Origin of the sequence: Paraburkholderia elongata, assembly GCF_013177735.1 — a bacterium.
In the GTDB taxonomy this organism is placed as follows: Bacteria; Pseudomonadota; Gammaproteobacteria; order Burkholderiales; family Burkholderiaceae; genus Paraburkholderia; species Paraburkholderia elongata.
In genome coordinates this window covers 1-16,683 of sequence record NZ_WOEZ01000312.1, presented here as the reverse complement: position 1 = coordinate 16,683, position 16,683 = coordinate 1, and the positions used below count along the sequence as shown (strand labels likewise).

The following is a 16,683-nucleotide window of genomic DNA, read 5'->3' as shown; positions in this document are numbered from 1 at the left end:
CAGGGCCTTGTGCACTGCCGCCAGTGCGGCTACGCCTTGTACCGGACCTCGACACGCAGTAGCGCGCGCAAGATCTCCTACTACCGCTGCCTGGGCGCTGACGCCTGGCGCTACGACGGCCACGCCAGGTGTGAGCAGCGCCCCATCCGGCTGGATCTGCTGGAGCACATCGTGTGGTCGGAAATTGTGCGCCTGCTGGAGGATCCCGCGCTCATCCAGACCGAATTGAATCGGCGCCTTGAGACGGCGCGCAATTCAAGTCCGGCCAAGCGGCAGCAGGACCGTGTCACGCAGGATCTGGCGCAAGCGCAGAAACGTATGGACCGGTTGCTCACCGCGTACCAGGAGGACCTGCTTTCTCTGAACGAGTTGCGGCGGCGCATGCCTGCGCTGCGGCAACGCGAGCAGAGTCTTCAGGAAGAACTACGCGGGCTCAGTGCTCAGCTGGTCGACCAGGCGGCTTACCTACGCCTGGCGGAAACGCTAACGGCGTTCCTGGGGCGTTTGCGTAGCAGTGCCGCCACCCTTGATGTTCAGGACCGTCAGCGCATCACAAGACTGCTCGTCAAGGAGGTGGTGGTTGCAGATGACAGCATCACCATTCGCCATTCGATTCCCACCGCCACGCGACCGGCCGGCGGAAATGGAGGCCCCTCTCGCCTGCCTGGATCTCCGCACGCCGCTCACGCCGACCAAAGTTACCTTTTGTGTCCATGGCGTGCTCAGCCCTGTCTTGGCTAACATGACGCTGGACGGTCTCGAAGCCAGGCTGGCGGAGAAATTTCCAAAGGCGAAGCGGACAGGCCTGAAAATGAACATGGTGCGATATGCGGACGACTTCGTCATCACTGGTCATTCGAAAGAATGGCTGGAGCAGGAGGTCAAGCCCGCAGTGGTCGAATTTCTGGCCGCGCGCGGGCTGGTCCTCTCTCCAGAGAAGACCCGAATAACGCATATCGGGGAGGGATTTGATTTCCTCGGATGGAACATCCGCAAGTACAACGGCAAGCTGCTGATGAAGCCGTCCAAAGCGAACGTCAAAGCGCATCTTGATAAAATCCGGGAAGTCATCAAGGCCAACAAGTCGGCTAAACAGGCCAATCTGATAAGGCTGCTCAATCCAGTACTACGAGGATGGGCGAATTACCACAGCCATGTAGTCGCCAAGCAAACCTTCGCTCGAGTTGATGCCCATGTCTGGTCGATGCTATGGCGATGGGCGGTAAGACGGCACCCCAACAAAGGAGCCAGATGGGTCAAAGAGAAGTACTTCAAGACCCGAGGCGCCCGGCACTGGGTATTTACCGTCACAGAAAAACAAGAGGATGGAACGAAGCGGGAGCTCACCCTGCTGCAAGAGTCGGACACGCCAATACAGCGGCATGTGAAGATCAGAGCCGACGCGAATCCGCACGACCCGGAATGGGAACCGTACTTCGAGTCCCGGTGGGGCAAGAAAATGCTGAACTCGTCAAGAGGCCGTGTGAAGCTTTACCGCGTCTGGCTCAGTCAGGACAGCCTGTGTCCTGACTGTCAGGAACCTATCGCAATGGGCACCCACTGGGATGTCCGCCACGTTGTGAAAAGAACCGAAGGCGGATCGGACTCAGCGAGTAATCTGGAACTACACCATCCCAGTTGTCATAGAAATCCGTAGTAGCCCAGAAATACACTTGTGAAACCGGGTACCGAAAGGTGCCTTCGTAGAGGCTTGAGCCGTGTGGATCGAAAGACCCATGCACGGTTCTTGGGGGGCCGCTGTGCAGCAATGCATAGCGGCTACCCGACACCTTGCTTGCCGCTTGTGAGGATCTAGCCCGCTATTGCACAGCTGCAGAATGCGACGTGCAACACGACAAGGGCCACGGTCGCATCGAGACGCGTACCGTGCGTACCTACGGCGTGCCGGCGAACTGGCTGGAAGCTGACTGGCAGCCGCTGGTACAGCAAATCGTGAGTGTCTCGCGAACGGTCGAACGCCGAAACCGCACTGGCGGCTGGGATTGCAGCCGTGAGACGGCGTGGTGGGTCAGCACCGCCGTTTTGAGCGCTGCAACCTGCCAGATGGCCATCCGTGGTCACTGGTCGGTGGAAAACCAGAATCATTACGTGCGCGATGTGGTCATGAAAGAGGATCACTGCACGACGCGGCACAAACCCGGAATCCTGGCCCGTCTGCGCTCCATGGCACTGAACTGCCTGCGAGCGACATCTGATCGAAGCGTAACTATCGAACTGCGGCGCAACGCCTTGAATTTTGAACACTTACGACGTTGCGCCTGCGGAAGGAGAAGCTAACAGCCGTGCCGCCCGGACCGAGCGGCCGCGCCCAACCGCAGCGGTGCTTATACTACTGGGTGTTTATCAGGTATGCGTTTTCTCGTCGCCGGAGGTGCACGCGGCCGGAATCGCGCCTTGGGGTAGCGCTGCTTTGTCGCATGGAGCCATATGCCCACAGTAAGGAAGCCAACTGATGAAGCACTTGCGCTGGAACGAGTGGTGAATGCGGCTCGCGCAGTGCAAGCTGGCAAGAGACACTTAATGACAATGACCGAGGTGGCGACACTGCCTTCACGGCGGGAACTCCAGTGCGTCAGCGAAAAGGTGCCGACCGACCATCATGAAATCACTGAAGCATGCCTTGGCTGGATACGTTATCGACTTCGAAGGCTGGCAATGGAAGACACGCCGGATTTCTCGAAGTACATATCGTCGAGAGATAGTGCTATCCCGAAAGTTGAGGTTGGTCGCCGACCTCTGGCGCCCCAGAATTCAACCTGCCCAAAGTGGTCTACAACGATTACCTCAGTTGCACCACCTTCCAGATAGCTTTTTACTCTCCGGACTATGTCCCGCGTCCTGTCGCTATCGAGAAGCACTTCGACGCAGAGGTCGGGGACAAACGGTACCGGGTCGTCGCGGTCGAAACCTTCCCACTTGTCGCACGACATCCAGACAACGTCGGGGACCCTGATGCCAAAGGAGGGAGTGGTGACGGCCACCGACATGGCGGCAAGATGACCCATCTGCTCGCTCAGTTGGCAGTAGATGTCCGTGAGCACTATCTGACGCCGCGCCGATGGGCACAAATTCGTGACTACTTCGCCACACTCGTCCAACTCGTACGGGTGCCACTGAACCATTCCCGGCTTCGCGGCCAGGCGGCGCCATATCACAAGCAACCCGTCGCGCTCCAGGAGAGTCCATTCGTCCATTGGGTCCTCGCAGCAAAGTTGGTTAAGTGTATACCCGCCCTTCACGGTTCGATATTCCTGTATGTGGGCACTGCGCAATTAATGAGATTTTTCGGTTCAGCCTTAACATCCGAGGATAGTTCTCCCCATATCGCGGCGTTCGAACAACGAACGAGTGCAGTCGGGAGCGCCAAGCCTTCACGCCCCGCACACCAGTAGTTATCGCTCGTGAATCTTGTTGCGTCCGCAAACGTATCCAGCCATGCGGTACCAGGGGGAGCCGCCCCACTATGGGAATTAGTTGTTTGCACAAGATGATTGTGCACGCGAACAGGCTCAGTACACCCCATTCTCAGGAAGTATGGTTGCCGAGAGCCTGAAGGCTCCAGCTGACACCTTCCGGGGAGTAGCGCAAAAGAAGAGTCGAAGAACCGGAACGGTCGGTTGCCCAGTTGCCTTGACGCCAGCGGAGCATGCTTCTCTCTCGGAGATACAACGCGGCTTTTCAGAAAATATCCGCCAGACGGATGGTCGATGCTCAACGCCTGCGACTGGCCGACTCGAGCGGCGAGATAGATGAACTGGCGCGCGTTTTGAAGGACCCGCACACGCGTGAGGCGAGCCGGCACACCGTCGGTGGCATGCAGGCCAAGCAACACTGGGGCCGGCAGCTCGTGAACTGGGCCATACTACGACGCGCTGTCGTGTCGGCTAATCGACAAGCATCAACGACACCTCGCTCTCCAGCAGCGCACGAAGTTCGTTCGAATCGGGTCGTGTTCCCCAGTTGCGGGCACCGGCGACCGACGCGATGGCCATCCACGAATTTGGCGGAAGCCATTCACGCACAACAACGCCCTGTTGAAGAATGCGCAGGCAGCCGGTTTCCTCGCAGTAGTCGGCGCACATCTCCGTGTCAGCCAACTGCGCTGTAATTCGGGGGCTACGGATTCGCAGCATTGGTTTCTCCAGTGTCTCCATCAGTTAATGTATTGCGCGCCAGCATCTGACACCACCGCGCGCGATTCAAGGCACGACGGAGCGAGAAGTCCGGTATCGCACCCGCCGCGTTAGCAATTTTTTTGGTTTTTAATTTAGCTTAACTATCTATCCTTCCTATGACAGGAATCGCAGATAGCCCGGTCACACAGCACTTGCGTAAGCGCGTATTGTTAAGCGTCCGGTCTTGGGCGGGAACACGCGCCACGCACCGTCATCGTGCCGGAAGAAAAAGAGTGCAGCCGGACCTTCCGGTCGCAGTGCCTCAACGCGTAGATTGCGGCTCCGATTAGAGCCTGTTCGACCGAACCGGATTACCCGCATCTGTGATGCCGGAGTTGGGGTCAGCCACTTTTCAACGAGCACACGCAAGGACCTATCTGCGCTCATCCGCTTCTCCTTCGACCTCATTTCCGTTGACTCGGTCGTGCCCTGTTGCACTCGCAACGACGCAGCTTTCGGCGATAAGGAGTCAGGTCACTTCGCGCAATGAATACTGGACGCAATCCAATCAAACAGAGGTGGCTACCGCCTCAGCTTTGCCTGCGAATTTTTTGCCCGGCATACTAGACTCGCGAGTAAGTATGTGACTTTCAGGCCAACAAATCACCCGTTGCCGTTGCAACACATTTTTGCATGACTGGCAACAATTCGAACTTGCGCTGCCGGCGGTCCATCCAGGAATAGCAAGGACCTGCGGGTACTCTCTGCGACGCCCTATCGTTGAGCACCGACCTGCCTTCCGTTATGCCCTGCGACAGTTATCTCCACATTGTGTTGGCAAAGCCATGAGCCACATGGGTACGAGCCCCGTCCAAGTACCTCACACGCAGACTTTTTGCTGCCGCCGCGGCGGCCAGCAGACCTGCCGATATAAGGTTAGAACTCGCCGCGGGTCACGCGCTGTCGCGGACCGACATCCGCAGCGGGATGCCTGCGGTCACGGCGCGCGCCCGCGGTTCCCGCAAGCCAACCGTCACTGACCTTATGCTCTCCCACTGACTGTCAAGGTCGCGGCGGTGACCTGTTCTCGGTCTTGAGCTGCGGTCTCGACACTTTCGGAAGCAAGGCGTAGCGCCCCTGGTTGTCGGCTGTCATTTTCCCGTGGTACAAAGAAATTGTCACGTTCGGCCGTTCCGCCGAACGTGACAACAAGACAAAACTTTTTGGAAAATTCAGGAAAATGGCAACAGGTACAGTAAAGTGGTTCAACGATGCAAAGGGCTTCGGCTTCATCACGCCGGACGGCGGCGGCGAAGACCTGTTTGCACATTTTTCTGAAATCCAGGGAAACGGCTTCAAATCCCTGCAGGAAAATCAGAAGGTGAGCTTCGAAGTAAAGCAAGGCCCGAAAGGCAAGCAGGCTGCAAACATCACGCCGCTGTAACAAGCCAATACGCTAGCTTCACCGAAACCATGCGCCCGCCTTGGCTGGTAGTTGGTTTCGCCGCGCGCCATCGCACGCTGACGCGTCGCGGTCGCGCATTCAGTGCGCACTTTTCGCTACTGAAATCGTGAGCCTCAGTAAAGGGAGTGGCGAGACACACTCCGAAGTCCCATTGCGTCCAGCGCTACGCCGGAGTAAATACCACAGCACCGCGGTCGGCGATGTGCGTAAAACTCCGGATAAACCGGTACGTCTGGTCGCCTATTGTTATCTGGTTTGCGCCGGCCGCCGTCAAATCAAGTACCTCATCGGCCAACGCCACAGCAATCGTCCCGTGGCCAGCCAAATCGTCCTCCGCCCCCGTTGGGTCGCCAATGTAGACAGCGCAAACTTCTGCGCCATGACGCACCAGAACAACGCACTCCCCCTCGTCAAGCGCCAGTTCGAGATATTTGGAAAGCGTCTGCAATGACTCTTGCAGCTGTCCATGCTGCGAGGGAACCACACCGGAATCGGTCGTCATTCTCTAGTCCCGTGAAAAATCTGCTGCGGAAGAATGGTAACGGTCAAGGCTCTACTATAAGCGTGTTGACGCCCACATGATATTGACCCGCGTGCCGATATCGGGGTGACCAAGCCGCCAATCACGAAACGACTCCACCATCAACGCCTTGCAGCCCAATCCGGCTGGTCATCCAACTTTCGGCATACGGGTCACACGGGCGGCGGCGGAAACATCCGTTGCCCTAACTCAGCGTTGCCAGCAGCTTTATGAAGTTACGCTTGGCGCGATACGTCTGGCGAACGGTCTCGAGCTCATCAACGAACTGTGTGTGCTCCTTCAGCTCTGCCCGCAACTTCCCGATGGCACGCACGACGCTGAACGCTTCGTCATATCGGGCGTTTCGTGTTCCGCTCTCCGCCGCGACTGGCAGCAAGCGGTGGTACAACGCAATGGCGTCGTGTGGATGCGTCTTACCGCGCACGGCCGCCATCGTTGCCCACATGTTTATCGCCACTGGACCTCCGCAGAACGCCTCCCATGCGGTCTCGCTTTCGCGCTCGGCGAGAAAGACTTTAACCAGTTCGGTGCGGCTCGGCGTTTGCCAGTGGCTGCGCTTCGCTTTGGTCGGAGCCTCTTCAGTGCGGACAAGCGCCCACAGATGGTTGAGTGCGCGCTCGCGCGTTGTATCGTACCGACCCCAGTAGCCGTGGCGACGTCCATAAGCGCCGTGAACGCTTCAGCGACCGGGCGCGACTCAAAGCGCTGCCAGGCGAATGCATCGGCCTTCTCAAAATCCTTCCGCCGCAAGTATTCGGCTATGCAGAAATCAAGCAGACGCACATCAGTATTATTGCCTGATTCCTTAAGACCGCGCTCCGCCCAGGCCAGCCCTTCCTCGTGACGCCCATGCTTCGCGCAAAGCTCCGCGACGAGCAAAAAGCGGTATGGACTGGACAGGTCTTTTGAGCGGACGCGAATCAGTGCGTCGACATCGCCATCGAGCTCCCCGAGCCTCTCCATCGCCCGCTCCAGTCGCATCCGCAACGGGTCGAACGACCTTCGAAATTCATTGCTCGGGGCGAGCGACGGAAGCGCGTCCCATCCGTTCCCAACGAGTTCGCGATACCTGCGCAGTCCGGCGTCGCCTAGCGGTTCCGCATAAGCCGGCAACACATCGTAGAACGTGTCCCATACTCCTTCGGTCTGGAAGCGAAAGAGGCGCTCGGCGAGTTTCACCTCGTCCGGTCGCGTCTGCCGGCACGCCTCCATATGCACAGCGGCGAGCTCCATGATTGCCGGCATTACGTCGCCGCCGGAGTCGTCTATCTGCTCAAGGCTCTTTTCCGCTCCGGCAATAGCCAACTCCGCGAGCTCGACAACCTGAGACGCGTGGGGACTGGCAAGGCGTTGCCGCAGCATATCTGCGAGCGACATCAGGCCGTCCCCGTACGCGCCGGCCTCCCGCCATTCGAGTGGCCGCGAAATGCGTGTTGCCTCCCGCACGGCCATCTTCATGCTGGGCAAGTCGCTGGCACTCGCCGCGCGCGCCGCGAAAAGCAGCTTGTCGCGCAGACTGGTATCGCGCTCGACTGCCTCGAGCAGTAATTCGCGCAGCGCCTCTTCAGTCAGAGTCACCACATACTCGCGAATCTGCTCCTCATAGGTCTTGCGCTTTTTGCGGGGCTTCGCCGGTTCAGCCTCGTCGGCATGGAACACCTCTTCGCCGGAGTTTTCCAGCCATGAAAGCGCGACCGCAACGGCATGCTTGCAGAAGATGCCGTCGTCGCCGACGGGGCAATTGCATTCATATGTCAGCTCGCCGTCACTGCCGACGCCAAGCTCAACACTATACCGGTGTGTGCCTTGGACACTGGCGCGAACAACGCCTTCGTGCTCGTCAAGTCCAGATACCGCCCCCTCGTGGAAGTAGGCTTTGCCCCGAGCGAACGTTTTCAGGTCAGCGAGCGACTGGATTTCGGCGAGGGTGATGACGTCGCGAAGTAGTGAGTGGCGGGGCATGCGTGCTTGTTTCTTCTATTCGAGTCAACGGGCAATTTTAGCCCTCCCAACGCGCAGCGTGCGGTGCGGTGTTCACGTCGCCTCGCGGAGTAGTACGATATTCGCTCGTCCGTTTCTCCTTACGCCATGCGTGATGCGTCGTTCCGCGCTGGCGTGACCTTTCCAGACACAGGAGGACCTATGCGCGTATTGATAGTCGGCGCCACTGGACTGCTCGGCAAGGAGGTTGTTCGTCTGCTCTCGCCCGAACACCAGGTCATTGGCGCCAGCCGCAAAGGCTCGGACCTGTCCGTGGACCTCGCTGACAAGGCGTCCATCGTGTCAATGTATCACCAGCTCGAGACCGTTGATGCCGTCATTTGCGCAGCAGGTGCAGCGAAATTTGCGCCGCTTGAATCGCTGACGGACGAAGACTTTGCGTTCAGTCTGACCAACAAACTGATGGGCCAAGTCAATCTCGTCCGATGCTCGGTCGGCCACGTCGAAGAAGGAGGGTCCCTCACGCTGACGGCCGGCATACTTGCCCAACACCCCATGGCTGGAAGCGCAACCGTAAGCATTGTAAATGCAGGAATCGAGGCGTTCGGCAGGTCGGCGGCACTCGAACTGAAGGGCAAGGCACGGGTCAATGTCGTCAGTCCGGGCTGGGTCTCGGAAACGCTTGCGGCGATGGGTCAAGCCCGCTCTGCGGGCGTTCCCGCCGCAGCGGTAGCCCAGGCGTACAGGCGGTGCCTGTTGGAGGACATCACGGGCGAGGTAATTCAGGTCGTGAAGTGGTAACAGCAGCGCTGCCCACACCGACATGCGTTCGACGGCACGCAGGAGCCGGGCTATCAACGGGCAAGGTGAGCTCAACACTGCTCGCATAAAACTGGCGGGCCTCTCATGGGCCCGTGCATGGGTCGACAACCACGGCTATCAGGCGACAGTCAATGCGTCGGCGCTCGCCAGCTCAACGCGACCTTTTCCTGCTCTCTTCGCGCGGTACAACGCTGCGTCCGCACGAGCTATCACGTCGGTGAGCGAATCGTTGGAATCACATTCGTCGATACCGGCACTAGAGCTGCAGCATGGCGCGCCTTCCCGGGCTGAGCTCACGCCGCTTACTGAGGACAATATCGTCTCAACGAGCCTCGCTGCCTGAAGCTTTCCAGTCCATTTAATTTCTCGACGGGCTCGATTTCTGATGGCACGGCCTGACGAACCAATCGTGCGAGGGCCACGTATCGTGTTCCGATTGGCGAGCGTCTCGCTTCAAGTACCGACATGGCGCAAAAACCGAAGATTTGTGGGCCCGTCTGACAAAACCACAACGCGCTCGCTCTAATACACAACATCAAAGTAGCCATCTCCGCGTCGCTCAGGTGCCCCAGGGTAGCGAACTTCATACTCGCTACCTCCGTAACGGCCGCGTTCATGCGTCCACTTCGCGGGCGGAACATATACTTCGCTGATTTCGTCGAACTTGTCGCTATCAGCATAGTTGGACATGAACAACACCAGGCTATCTGGGTCTACGCGGAAGCCCAACTGGGAGATGGCGGAATCTTGCGCGTGCAGCGCGAAGGACTGTCCGTATGGACCGTACACCCACGACATGCAGTCGACGGCGGCATGGCATGGTTCGATTACTGCGCCAGACGGAACAGGAGAGTAACGATGCAACCGATGCAACTGAACCTGCTGCTAGCGGACCTGCCGTCGGACGAGGGCAGCCTGTGGGAACAATTCGACCAGGCGACGCGCGACGCGGTGATCGACGCACTCGCTCAGGCAATCGCAAAGGGCCTGACACAAAGCCATCCATCGCGCCGCAGGCCGGCGTGTTGCCAATGTGCAGTGGCATTTTTCCGATGAAATCAATCTGCGTGCGGCGCACGGGCAGGATTTCGGCTCCTCCTGTACAAACTTCCTCGTAACGTACCGTCTGACGGCGCACGTTAAGAGGCCTGAGCACCTGTGTGTTGGATCGATTGACAACACAAAAGAGTGTTGTCATACTGTCCAACATGAAAGCAACTCTTTTGCTCAAAGAGCGTCACACCGTAGACCGGGAAGCGTTTGCTGAATTGCTGGTCTGGAAGGTGCCTGCACCGGTACGCGGAAGCACGCATTCTTTCAAGTACAGTCTCGCGTTTGTCGTGAGCGGACTTTGTGTCTTGCGATACGACAACGAACAAGGCAAGGGTGATCACCGGCACGTCGGAAAGTCTGAAACGCCCTATGAGTTTTCATCGCCCGAGCAGCTAATCGCTGATTTTTGGGCAGACATAGATAGCTGGAGGTCGCAGTGAAAACAGTCACTCTTGGCGTTGCTTCTCGCGATGCTGTCACGAAGCGTTTCCTTGCCGCCATGAATGGCAAGGCACAAGGAGCGTTCATAACCTTCGATTCACCGGAATTGCTGTTTCAAACACTCACGCAATTGCGCTGGAACATCATTCAAGCGATTACCGGAGCAGGACCGCTTTCCATCAGGGAAATCTCGCGACGCGTTGATCGGGATGTCAAAGCCGTACACCGGGACGTGCATGCGTTGCTGAGCGTTGGTGTTCTGGAGCGCAACGCGGACGGCGCGATTGAGTTTCCATATGACGCCGTGCACGTCGATTTCATGCTCAAGGCCGCATGAAGGTCTAACAGTTGATCAGACAACGGAAAGGCCATATGAAACTCATCCCGATTGCGCTATCCCTGATCCTCCTTGGCTGCGGCCAAGCATCGCGTGATACTTCGCCCACGGCAGCAGGCCACTACCAGCTGGCTGTGGATAGCGGCGGCAATGCGTGGAGATTAGATACGAACACAGGCGAAATGAAGCGTTGTTGGCAAGGCACCCCTCCAGCAAAAACGGCGCCGAGTTGCTATACCGCGACTCAGGAGTGACGCAATCGCCGCGCGCCTAATGCAAGGAAACGCCAGGCAGAATCGTCGTAGCAGCGCGAAACTTATCATGGACAGGGAAAACATGAATCGATCGATCATCGTTGTCGCGGTGATGCCTGCCGGATGTGCATCACCGGCGGTTTTTCGTGACCCCAAGACGGGTCAAAGTGGCTCAATGCAATGCAACGACGCAGGGAATTTTTCCGATCATCGCTCAACACGAGATTGACGATTGCGCAGCAGCTTATGGACGCATGGGCTGGCAGAAGCAGTAGAGCGTGAATCTGGAGCATGGAAAAGCCTTGGCGATCGTGAGTTAAATGACGCGGCCCAGCAGCAGGACTCGGGTATCACGAAAGAGGACAAGCATGGCATTCAAGATCAAGGCCGCCGATCAGAAGCGCATCGATGCAGCGTTCGGCGAACTGACGGCGCAGCGGAGCACGTTGGAAGAGTCTGTGCGTGTGTTCAATGAGGCGGTTGCGGCTGCACGTGCGAAGCTGGAACTAGACGTGGACGCATATAACGAAAAGGTCGATGCGGCGCGGGGCATGCTCGATGACGTGCATCGTGAGCTTGAAGATGAATTCGATGATAGGTCGGCGAACTGGCAGAACGGCGACAAGGGAATCGCGACGAAGGAATGGATCGATTCGATCAGCGCGTTGGCCGAGGAATTAACCGAGGCGGCGCTCGACGTCTTCCCCGAATCGCTCGAATTTGAGGATGTGATCGGCGATGACCCCGCCGAGGGCTACAACGAACTGGACAAGGAAGCGCCAGGCGCAGAGTAATCAGCGGCGGCCTGGCATACCGAGGAAAAGCAGCATGAGTCATTATTTTGCAGACGCGGGATACCCAGATTGTGAACGAACAATAGAGTTCGACACAAGACAATAGACCTTGACACAAAACAATAGAGTTTGACACAAGCGAGCGTGTCGCTATACTGCGCGGTTTTGTTTGATCGGACGCACATGCGGGCACGACGTTTCAAGACTCAGAGCGACATCGACAGGTATGTGGCGCAAGGCTACGGACAGGGTCTCGGCGCGGACTACAAGCCGTGGCTTCGGGTGCAGGACGTGCCATCACGTGGCCGTTCGCGAAAGGTTCACGGCCTCAAGACGGGACGCGTCCACCACGTGCTCTCCGATCTCGAATACGCGTACCTTGTGGTACTGGAATTTTCGGAGCGCGTCGTCGATATCCGGGAGCAGTTTCCGTTGTTTCCGCTCGCGCCGATCAAGGATGTTGCGCGCCTGCGTGGCATCCGCTATCCGCTTTATGCTCAAACGACGGTGCCCTTCGTGATGACGACCGATTTTGTCGTCACTGTCAAGGCAGACGATGGTTCGGTTCGCGAATTCGCCCGAACGGTCAAATACGAAGATGAACTGTCGACAGGGAACAAGCTCTTGCGAACCCTGGAGAAACTTGAGCTCGAACGAACCTACTGGCTGCAGCGGGAGGTCGACTGGCAGATCGTCACCGAGCAGAGCGTGGAGCCAGTGATGGCAAGAAATCTTATCTGGCTCCGCGGCAGCGCGCAGGTAGAGCGAGGGCTACAAAGCGACGATTTACGCGCTCGATTTGTCGAGGGTATTGGCGAGGCCGGCATCCATGACCGGACTCTATCGGCGCTTCTGCGCACGGTCAGCTATCGACTGGGTCTGCCTTATCCGGATGCCGTCAAGCTTTTCAGATATCTGGTCTGGCACAAGGTGATCCTTGTAGATCTCACGACCCCGATGTTGTTGACATCGCAAGCGCCGAAGATGCAGTTCGCGCCGGCGTGTAGGGCGCGTGTACGACGGGTGGCCTAACGTGGACAACACGACTGCAATACTCAATACGGTCATCGAGGCGCTGTCTGACCAACTGCCGTTTGAAGGGATGGCACGTATCCTTTGGATCGACGAGCATGCCGGATTGACCACGTTCATTACGATAGCGGAAACGCCACGAAAGCCGTGGATTGTCGCGAGCGAAGATGTGCAGATGTGGCTGCTGCGTGGCGATGCCCGGCGCAGCGAGTTCCGCTTGCCGGCCTATATGCTTCGCGTTGAAGAGGATATCCCGGAGGGAGAGAGGGTTTTACGGGATCGCAATTGGGAGCGCATCGCTGGTCTGGTCGACACAGCGGTGCCGGGTGAGATATTCGTGGCGGGCGCGATGGGAGCGCTCGTCGCGCTGCATGCTGAGGCTACAGCGGCGCAACGGAAGACCCTGTACCGACTACTGTACCGATACTGGACGTTTGGGCAGATCCGCAACGCATTGCTGCCGGACTATGAGAACGTGGGAGCACCGGGCAAGCCTCGCGTGTTTTCGACCGGGAAGCGCCCGGGACGCCCTCCCAAGCACTTGGCGAAGAGCGGCGAGCGCTGCGGGAAGATCCTTGGCGACGATGACAAAGGTTTTATCAAGATCGGTTATTCGCTATACAGGAATAACGAAGTAGCGTCTGTGACGGACGCCTACCATCGGACCTTACGTCGGTTCTACGTCGAGGAGCATGTTGTGCCTGGCGGATCGGCGGACGACTTGACGCTCAAGCCGCTCGACCAGTTGCCGAGCCTGCGGCAATTCAGCTATTGGGGTAGGAAAGCATTTGACGATCTGACAATCCTGCGTTCACGTGCGGGAGAGCGGCGCTGGCAGAAAGATCATCGCGGACTGACGGGACGAGCAAACGATGGGGTGTACGGTCCATGCCACCGTTTCGAGATCGATGCGACGATCGCGGATATTTATCTCGTGAGCCGTTATAACCGGAACTGGGTGATTGGTCGTCCTGTGATCTACGTGGTCGTCGACGTTTTCTCGACCATGATCGTCGGAATTTTTGTTGGTTTGGAGGGCCCCGGCTGGAACGGCGCCCGTCATGCGTTGTTCAACGCGTTTACCGACAAGGTGGCGTTTTGCCGTACGTACGGGATCGAGATCGAGGCGTCGGCTTGGCCCTCGCACCATCTTCCTCAGGAACTGATGGCTGACCGAGGCGAAATGCTCGGACAGGCTGCCGAAGGCATTGTGTCGGGACTTGGAATTGACATTGCGATTGCTCCGCCGTTTCGGCCTGACTGGAAGGCGATCGTAGAAAGCCGGTTTCGGCTGTTGAACAAGACCTCACAGATCCACTGGATTCCGGGCGCGGTCAGGGAGCGGATTGCTGAGCGCGGCGAACGTGATTACCGGCTGGATGCAGTCCTCGATCTGGCGGAATTCACCAACATCATGATCAGCAGCGTGCTGCACTACAACTACCACAGTCGTCGACCGGACCGGCTCACGGCAGACATGATTCGCGAGGGACTCGAACCCTCGCCGGTCAACCTGTGGCGCTGGGGGATAGAAAATGGGCTGGCAGCGCCCAACACGCAGCCCGACGATCTTGTATATCTGCACCTGCTGCCACGCGACACCGCGTCGATCCAACGCGGTGGCATCTGCTTCAAGGGCATGTACTACACATGCGCGTACGCGATCCAGCAAAACTGGTTTGCGAGGGCGCGCAAGGACGGGCGCCGCTCCGTGACCGTTTGGTACGATCCGAATGATACGGCCCACGTGTGGCTCCAGGACGACCTGCGGAATTTCGTACGTTGCGACTTGCTTGCCTCGGAAAAGAGGGTCGCGCAGCGTCGGTTGGAGGAGGTCCTCGACATGCTCGATATGATCGGCAAGCCGACGGCCGAAAACACGTATGCGACGCTCAACGACAAGATTCGTCTCGATGCGCACATCGGGGCGGTGGTTGAACAGGCCCAGTTCGAAAAGCGGGCAGCACAGCCAGCAACGCCTGTTCCGGTGAGCCGCCAGGCCGCCGACATCAAGACGCATCGAGCTTTCGAAAGGGCGGCCGAGCAACGACGCTCGGTTGTTACATCGCCAGTGGCCGAACAGCATACGACGAGCAGCTCCGCTACTGCGCCGCCTTCGTCGAGCGTCGTGGAGGCCTATGCCGGCGAGCGCGGCGGCGAAGTGTTAAGCCTGCTTGGACGATTGCGCAACAAGGGGAATAGGCCATGACGCCGGTCGGGACGCTCGTTGTCGCCGAATATGGCGACTCCCCCATTGCGCAATATCAGGGCAATCCCCTCATCGAGGCATTGCCGCCGATCCGGTCGGAAGCTGACGCTGCGGCTTCTATGGCGCTATTTCCCGACGAACCAGGTGATGAGACCCAGTTGTCGAAAGAAGTCCGCCTGCATTGTATTGACCGGTTGCTGCAACTGGTCCAGCCATTGCCGATTCATCTGGAACTCGAGTCGGCGCTGTCCTCGTTGATACGCAGCGGTTATGTCGGCCGCAATCCGTTAGCGCAGGCGACGTGGCGTCACGCGTATTCGCTCGCCGTCGGTCAGGCGGCAGAAAACGGCTTTCGATCGACGGCCTCCACGTTAAGCGTCGTGGGCTTGAGCGGGATCGGAAAATCAACGGCGTTGGAGTCCATCTTGCGGCTCTATCCGCAGGCCATCCGCCACCGGAAATACCGCGGGCAGGAACTAATTCAGCTTCAGATACCATGGCTGAAGATTGAATGCCCGTTCGACGGCTCGCTGACAGGGTTATGTCACGCGTTCTTTCGCGCTCTCGATCGGGCAATCGGAGAGGAGCGGTACGCCAGGCGCTATCGTTCGATCCGAGGCATTGTCCAATTGGTCCACCAGATCGAACAGATCGCCAGCACTCATTTCGTCGGCATGTTGATCATTGATGAATTGCAGCATCTGCGTGTTGCGAAGACAGGTGGCAAAGACAATATGCTTAACTTCTTCGTGAACCTCATCAATAGTATCGGCATTCCGGTCGTATTCGTGGGTACCAACTCGATGATCGAACTGTTCGCCGATGTGATGCGCAATGCGCGACGTGCCACGGGGCTGGGATTGAGTGATTTCAGGCAACCGAAGAGCGACGATCCGGCGTGGGCACTACTGGTCGATGCCGCGTGGCAATACCAATGGGTTCGTCATGTGGAACCGCTGACAGCCGAGCTTCGGAGCGTGTTGTACGATCTGACGCAAGGGGTGACGGACTTCCTGATCAAGTTGCTGGTACTCGCGCAGCGACATGCGATTCACACGGGCGAAGAGCGGCTGACGGTCAAGCTGCTGCGCACCATTGCCGACACCCGGATGCAGTTGCTCAAGCCGGCGCTCGACGCGTTGCGCAGCGGTAACGTGAAGCGCATGGCGAAGTTCGAGGACCTGCTTCCACCAGACAGCCAGATTGCGGCGATGATGGAAGCGATGGACGGCGACGCTCACGTTTCGTCGCGCCTGACGATGCTTCAAGACATGCGGCGGCCCCGTGTCGAAAACGCTGAAATATTGGTGCCGGCTCTCGCCGAAGCGAGCGGCATTGCGTCGGGCAGCGCGACGGAAACTGGGAGCGCAGTGCGTTCGGACGCACGATGCCTTGTTGAACATGAAGCGCCGCTTGCTGCTCTCCGTGATGCCGGATGGATATTGGTAGACGCGTTGGAATTCTCAACCGTGTACGCGGTTTGCTAACGCCCATGTCGAGTCTGCTGTTTTTTGTTCGGCGCGATCAAATCTGAAGTGCAACACCTTCCTCGTGTAAGGTGCGCACATGCAAAAAAGAAGAACGTATCAACAGCTTCAGCCTGAAGAGCGCATGACCATTGCAAGCATGAAGCAGCAGGGTTCGAGTGTTCGGGCCAT

General features: G+C 58.2%; 17 protein-coding genes. 12 read left to right on the top strand and 5 right to left on the bottom strand.

The features are described from left to right. From GNZ13_RS49575 to GNZ13_RS49565, 3 genes are all read left to right on the top strand, one after another. A partial coding sequence (locus GNZ13_RS49575) for a zinc ribbon domain-containing protein (RefSeq protein WP_172178786.1) occupies positions 1–741 on the top strand: 741 nt, incomplete at its 5' end. After that, positions 644–1,657, top strand: coding sequence for a group II intron maturase-specific domain-containing protein (locus GNZ13_RS49570; RefSeq protein WP_172178774.1), 1,014 nt, complete (start codon positions 644–646; stop codon positions 1,655–1,657). The genes GNZ13_RS49575 and GNZ13_RS49570, both read left to right, overlap by 98 nt. Before the next feature lie 188 nt (positions 1,658–1,845). Beyond that, a complete protein-coding gene (locus tag GNZ13_RS49565) occupies positions 1,846–2,298 on the top strand; it encodes an ISAs1 family transposase (RefSeq protein WP_172178785.1) in 453 nt (150 codons plus the stop codon). 356 nt (positions 2,299–2,654) lie between these two features. Here the strand turns inward: GNZ13_RS49565 and GNZ13_RS49560 are convergent, their stop codons facing one another. Further along, positions 2,655–3,215 carry a Uma2 family endonuclease gene (locus GNZ13_RS49560; protein WP_172178784.1) on the bottom strand — a complete coding sequence of 187 codons (561 nt, stop codon included), beginning with the start codon at positions 3,213–3,215 and terminating at the stop codon, positions 2,655–2,657. Positions 3,216–3,905: 690 nt separating this feature from the next. Next, positions 3,906–4,154, bottom strand: a complete 249-nt coding sequence (locus tag GNZ13_RS49555; protein ID WP_172178783.1) for a hypothetical protein — start codon at positions 4,152–4,154, stop codon at positions 3,906–3,908. 1,222 nt (positions 4,155–5,376) lie between these two features. On the opposite strand from GNZ13_RS49555, the gene GNZ13_RS49550 reads away from it, so the two are divergent. Further along, positions 5,377–5,580, top strand: a complete 204-nt coding sequence (locus GNZ13_RS49550; RefSeq protein WP_091793010.1) for a cold-shock protein — start codon at positions 5,377–5,379, stop codon at positions 5,578–5,580. A 184-nt stretch (positions 5,581–5,764) separates the two neighbouring features. Here the strand turns inward: GNZ13_RS49550 and GNZ13_RS49545 are convergent, their stop codons facing one another. From GNZ13_RS49545 to GNZ13_RS49540, 3 genes are all read right to left on the bottom strand, one after another. Next, on the bottom strand, positions 5,765–6,103 hold the full coding sequence (locus tag GNZ13_RS49545; protein ID WP_172178782.1) for a hypothetical protein: 339 nt from the start codon (positions 6,101–6,103) through the stop codon (positions 5,765–5,767). Positions 6,104–6,326: 223 nt separating this feature from the next. Continuing rightward, positions 6,327–6,587, bottom strand: coding sequence for a hypothetical protein (locus GNZ13_RS54550; RefSeq protein ID WP_407945720.1), 261 nt, complete (start codon positions 6,585–6,587; stop codon positions 6,327–6,329). A gap of 2 nt (positions 6,588–6,589) precedes the next feature. Next, positions 6,590–8,104 (bottom strand): SWIM zinc finger family protein, encoded by a 1,515-nt coding sequence (locus GNZ13_RS49540; RefSeq protein WP_407945719.1) that lies wholly within the window; start codon positions 8,102–8,104, stop codon positions 6,590–6,592. A 180-nt stretch (positions 8,105–8,284) separates the two neighbouring features. On the opposite strand from GNZ13_RS49540, the gene GNZ13_RS49535 reads away from it, so the two are divergent. The 8 genes from GNZ13_RS49535 to GNZ13_RS49495 all read left to right on the top strand — a co-directional run bounded on the left by GNZ13_RS49535 (position 8,285) and on the right by GNZ13_RS49495 (position 16,512). Continuing rightward, positions 8,285–8,884 carry a short chain dehydrogenase gene (locus GNZ13_RS49535; protein ID WP_172178781.1) on the top strand — a complete coding sequence of 200 codons (600 nt, stop codon included), beginning with the start codon at positions 8,285–8,287 and terminating at the stop codon, positions 8,882–8,884. A gap of 879 nt (positions 8,885–9,763) precedes the next feature. After that, positions 9,764–9,961 (top strand): hypothetical protein, encoded by a 198-nt coding sequence (locus tag GNZ13_RS49525; RefSeq protein ID WP_172178780.1) that lies wholly within the window; start codon positions 9,764–9,766, stop codon positions 9,959–9,961. 152 nt (positions 9,962–10,113) lie between these two features. Next, on the top strand, positions 10,114–10,398 hold the full coding sequence (locus GNZ13_RS49520; RefSeq protein ID WP_172178779.1) for a toxin-antitoxin system TumE family protein: 285 nt from the start codon (positions 10,114–10,116) through the stop codon (positions 10,396–10,398). Further along, a complete protein-coding gene (locus tag GNZ13_RS49515) occupies positions 10,395–10,736 on the top strand; it encodes an HVO_A0114 family putative DNA-binding protein (protein ID WP_171928089.1) in 342 nt (113 codons plus the stop codon). Before GNZ13_RS49520 ends, GNZ13_RS49515 begins: the two co-directional genes overlap by 4 nt. Positions 10,737–11,358: 622 nt before the next feature. Beyond that, positions 11,359–11,784 (top strand): hypothetical protein, encoded by a 426-nt coding sequence (locus tag GNZ13_RS49510; protein ID WP_172178778.1) that lies wholly within the window; start codon positions 11,359–11,361, stop codon positions 11,782–11,784. 228 nt (positions 11,785–12,012) lie between these two features. Beyond that, entirely contained in the window at positions 12,013–12,816 is an 804-nt protein-coding gene (locus GNZ13_RS49505; RefSeq protein WP_328807424.1) for a TnsA endonuclease N-terminal domain-containing protein, read from the top strand. Between the two features lies 1 nt (position 12,817). Continuing rightward, complete coding sequence (locus tag GNZ13_RS49500) at positions 12,818–15,025, top strand: Mu transposase C-terminal domain-containing protein (RefSeq protein ID WP_172178776.1); 2,208 nt, start codon at positions 12,818–12,820, stop codon at positions 15,023–15,025. Continuing rightward, the gene (locus GNZ13_RS49495; protein WP_172178775.1) at positions 15,022–16,512 is read left to right on the top strand and encodes an ATP-binding protein; all 1,491 of its coding nucleotides are present in this window, start codon (positions 15,022–15,024) and stop codon (positions 16,510–16,512) included. Before GNZ13_RS49500 ends, GNZ13_RS49495 begins: the two co-directional genes overlap by 4 nt. Positions 16,513–16,683: the final 171 nt, after the last annotated feature.

Bases quoted from the DNA above. Each gene is read 5' to 3' on its own strand.
- GNZ13_RS49570 (WP_172178774.1), top strand. From the start codon at position 644: ATGGAGGCCCCTCTCGCCTGCCTGGATCTCCGCACGCCGCTCACGCCG.
- GNZ13_RS49560 (WP_172178784.1), bottom strand. From the start codon at position 3,215: ATGGACGAATGGACTCTCCTGGAGCGCGACGGGTTGCTTGTGATATGG.
- GNZ13_RS49555 (WP_172178783.1), bottom strand. From the start codon at position 4,154: ATGCTGCGAATCCGTAGCCCCCGAATTACAGCGCAGTTGGCTGACACG.
- GNZ13_RS49550 (WP_091793010.1), top strand. From the start codon at position 5,377: ATGGCAACAGGTACAGTAAAGTGGTTCAACGATGCAAAGGGCTTCGGC.
- GNZ13_RS49545 (WP_172178782.1), bottom strand. From the start codon at position 6,103: ATGACGACCGATTCCGGTGTGGTTCCCTCGCAGCATGGACAGCTGCAA.
- GNZ13_RS54550 (WP_407945720.1), bottom strand. From the start codon at position 6,587: ATGTGGGCAACGATGGCGGCCGTGCGCGGTAAGACGCATCCACACGAC.
- GNZ13_RS49540 (WP_407945719.1), bottom strand. From the start codon at position 8,104: ATGCCCCGCCACTCACTACTTCGCGACGTCATCACCCTCGCCGAAATC.
- GNZ13_RS49535 (WP_172178781.1), top strand. From the start codon at position 8,285: ATGCGCGTATTGATAGTCGGCGCCACTGGACTGCTCGGCAAGGAGGTT.
- GNZ13_RS49525 (WP_172178780.1), top strand. From the start codon at position 9,764: ATGCAACCGATGCAACTGAACCTGCTGCTAGCGGACCTGCCGTCGGAC.
- GNZ13_RS49520 (WP_172178779.1), top strand. From the start codon at position 10,114: ATGAAAGCAACTCTTTTGCTCAAAGAGCGTCACACCGTAGACCGGGAA.
- GNZ13_RS49510 (WP_172178778.1), top strand. From the start codon at position 11,359: ATGGCATTCAAGATCAAGGCCGCCGATCAGAAGCGCATCGATGCAGCG.
- GNZ13_RS49495 (WP_172178775.1), top strand. From the start codon at position 15,022: ATGACGCCGGTCGGGACGCTCGTTGTCGCCGAATATGGCGACTCCCCC.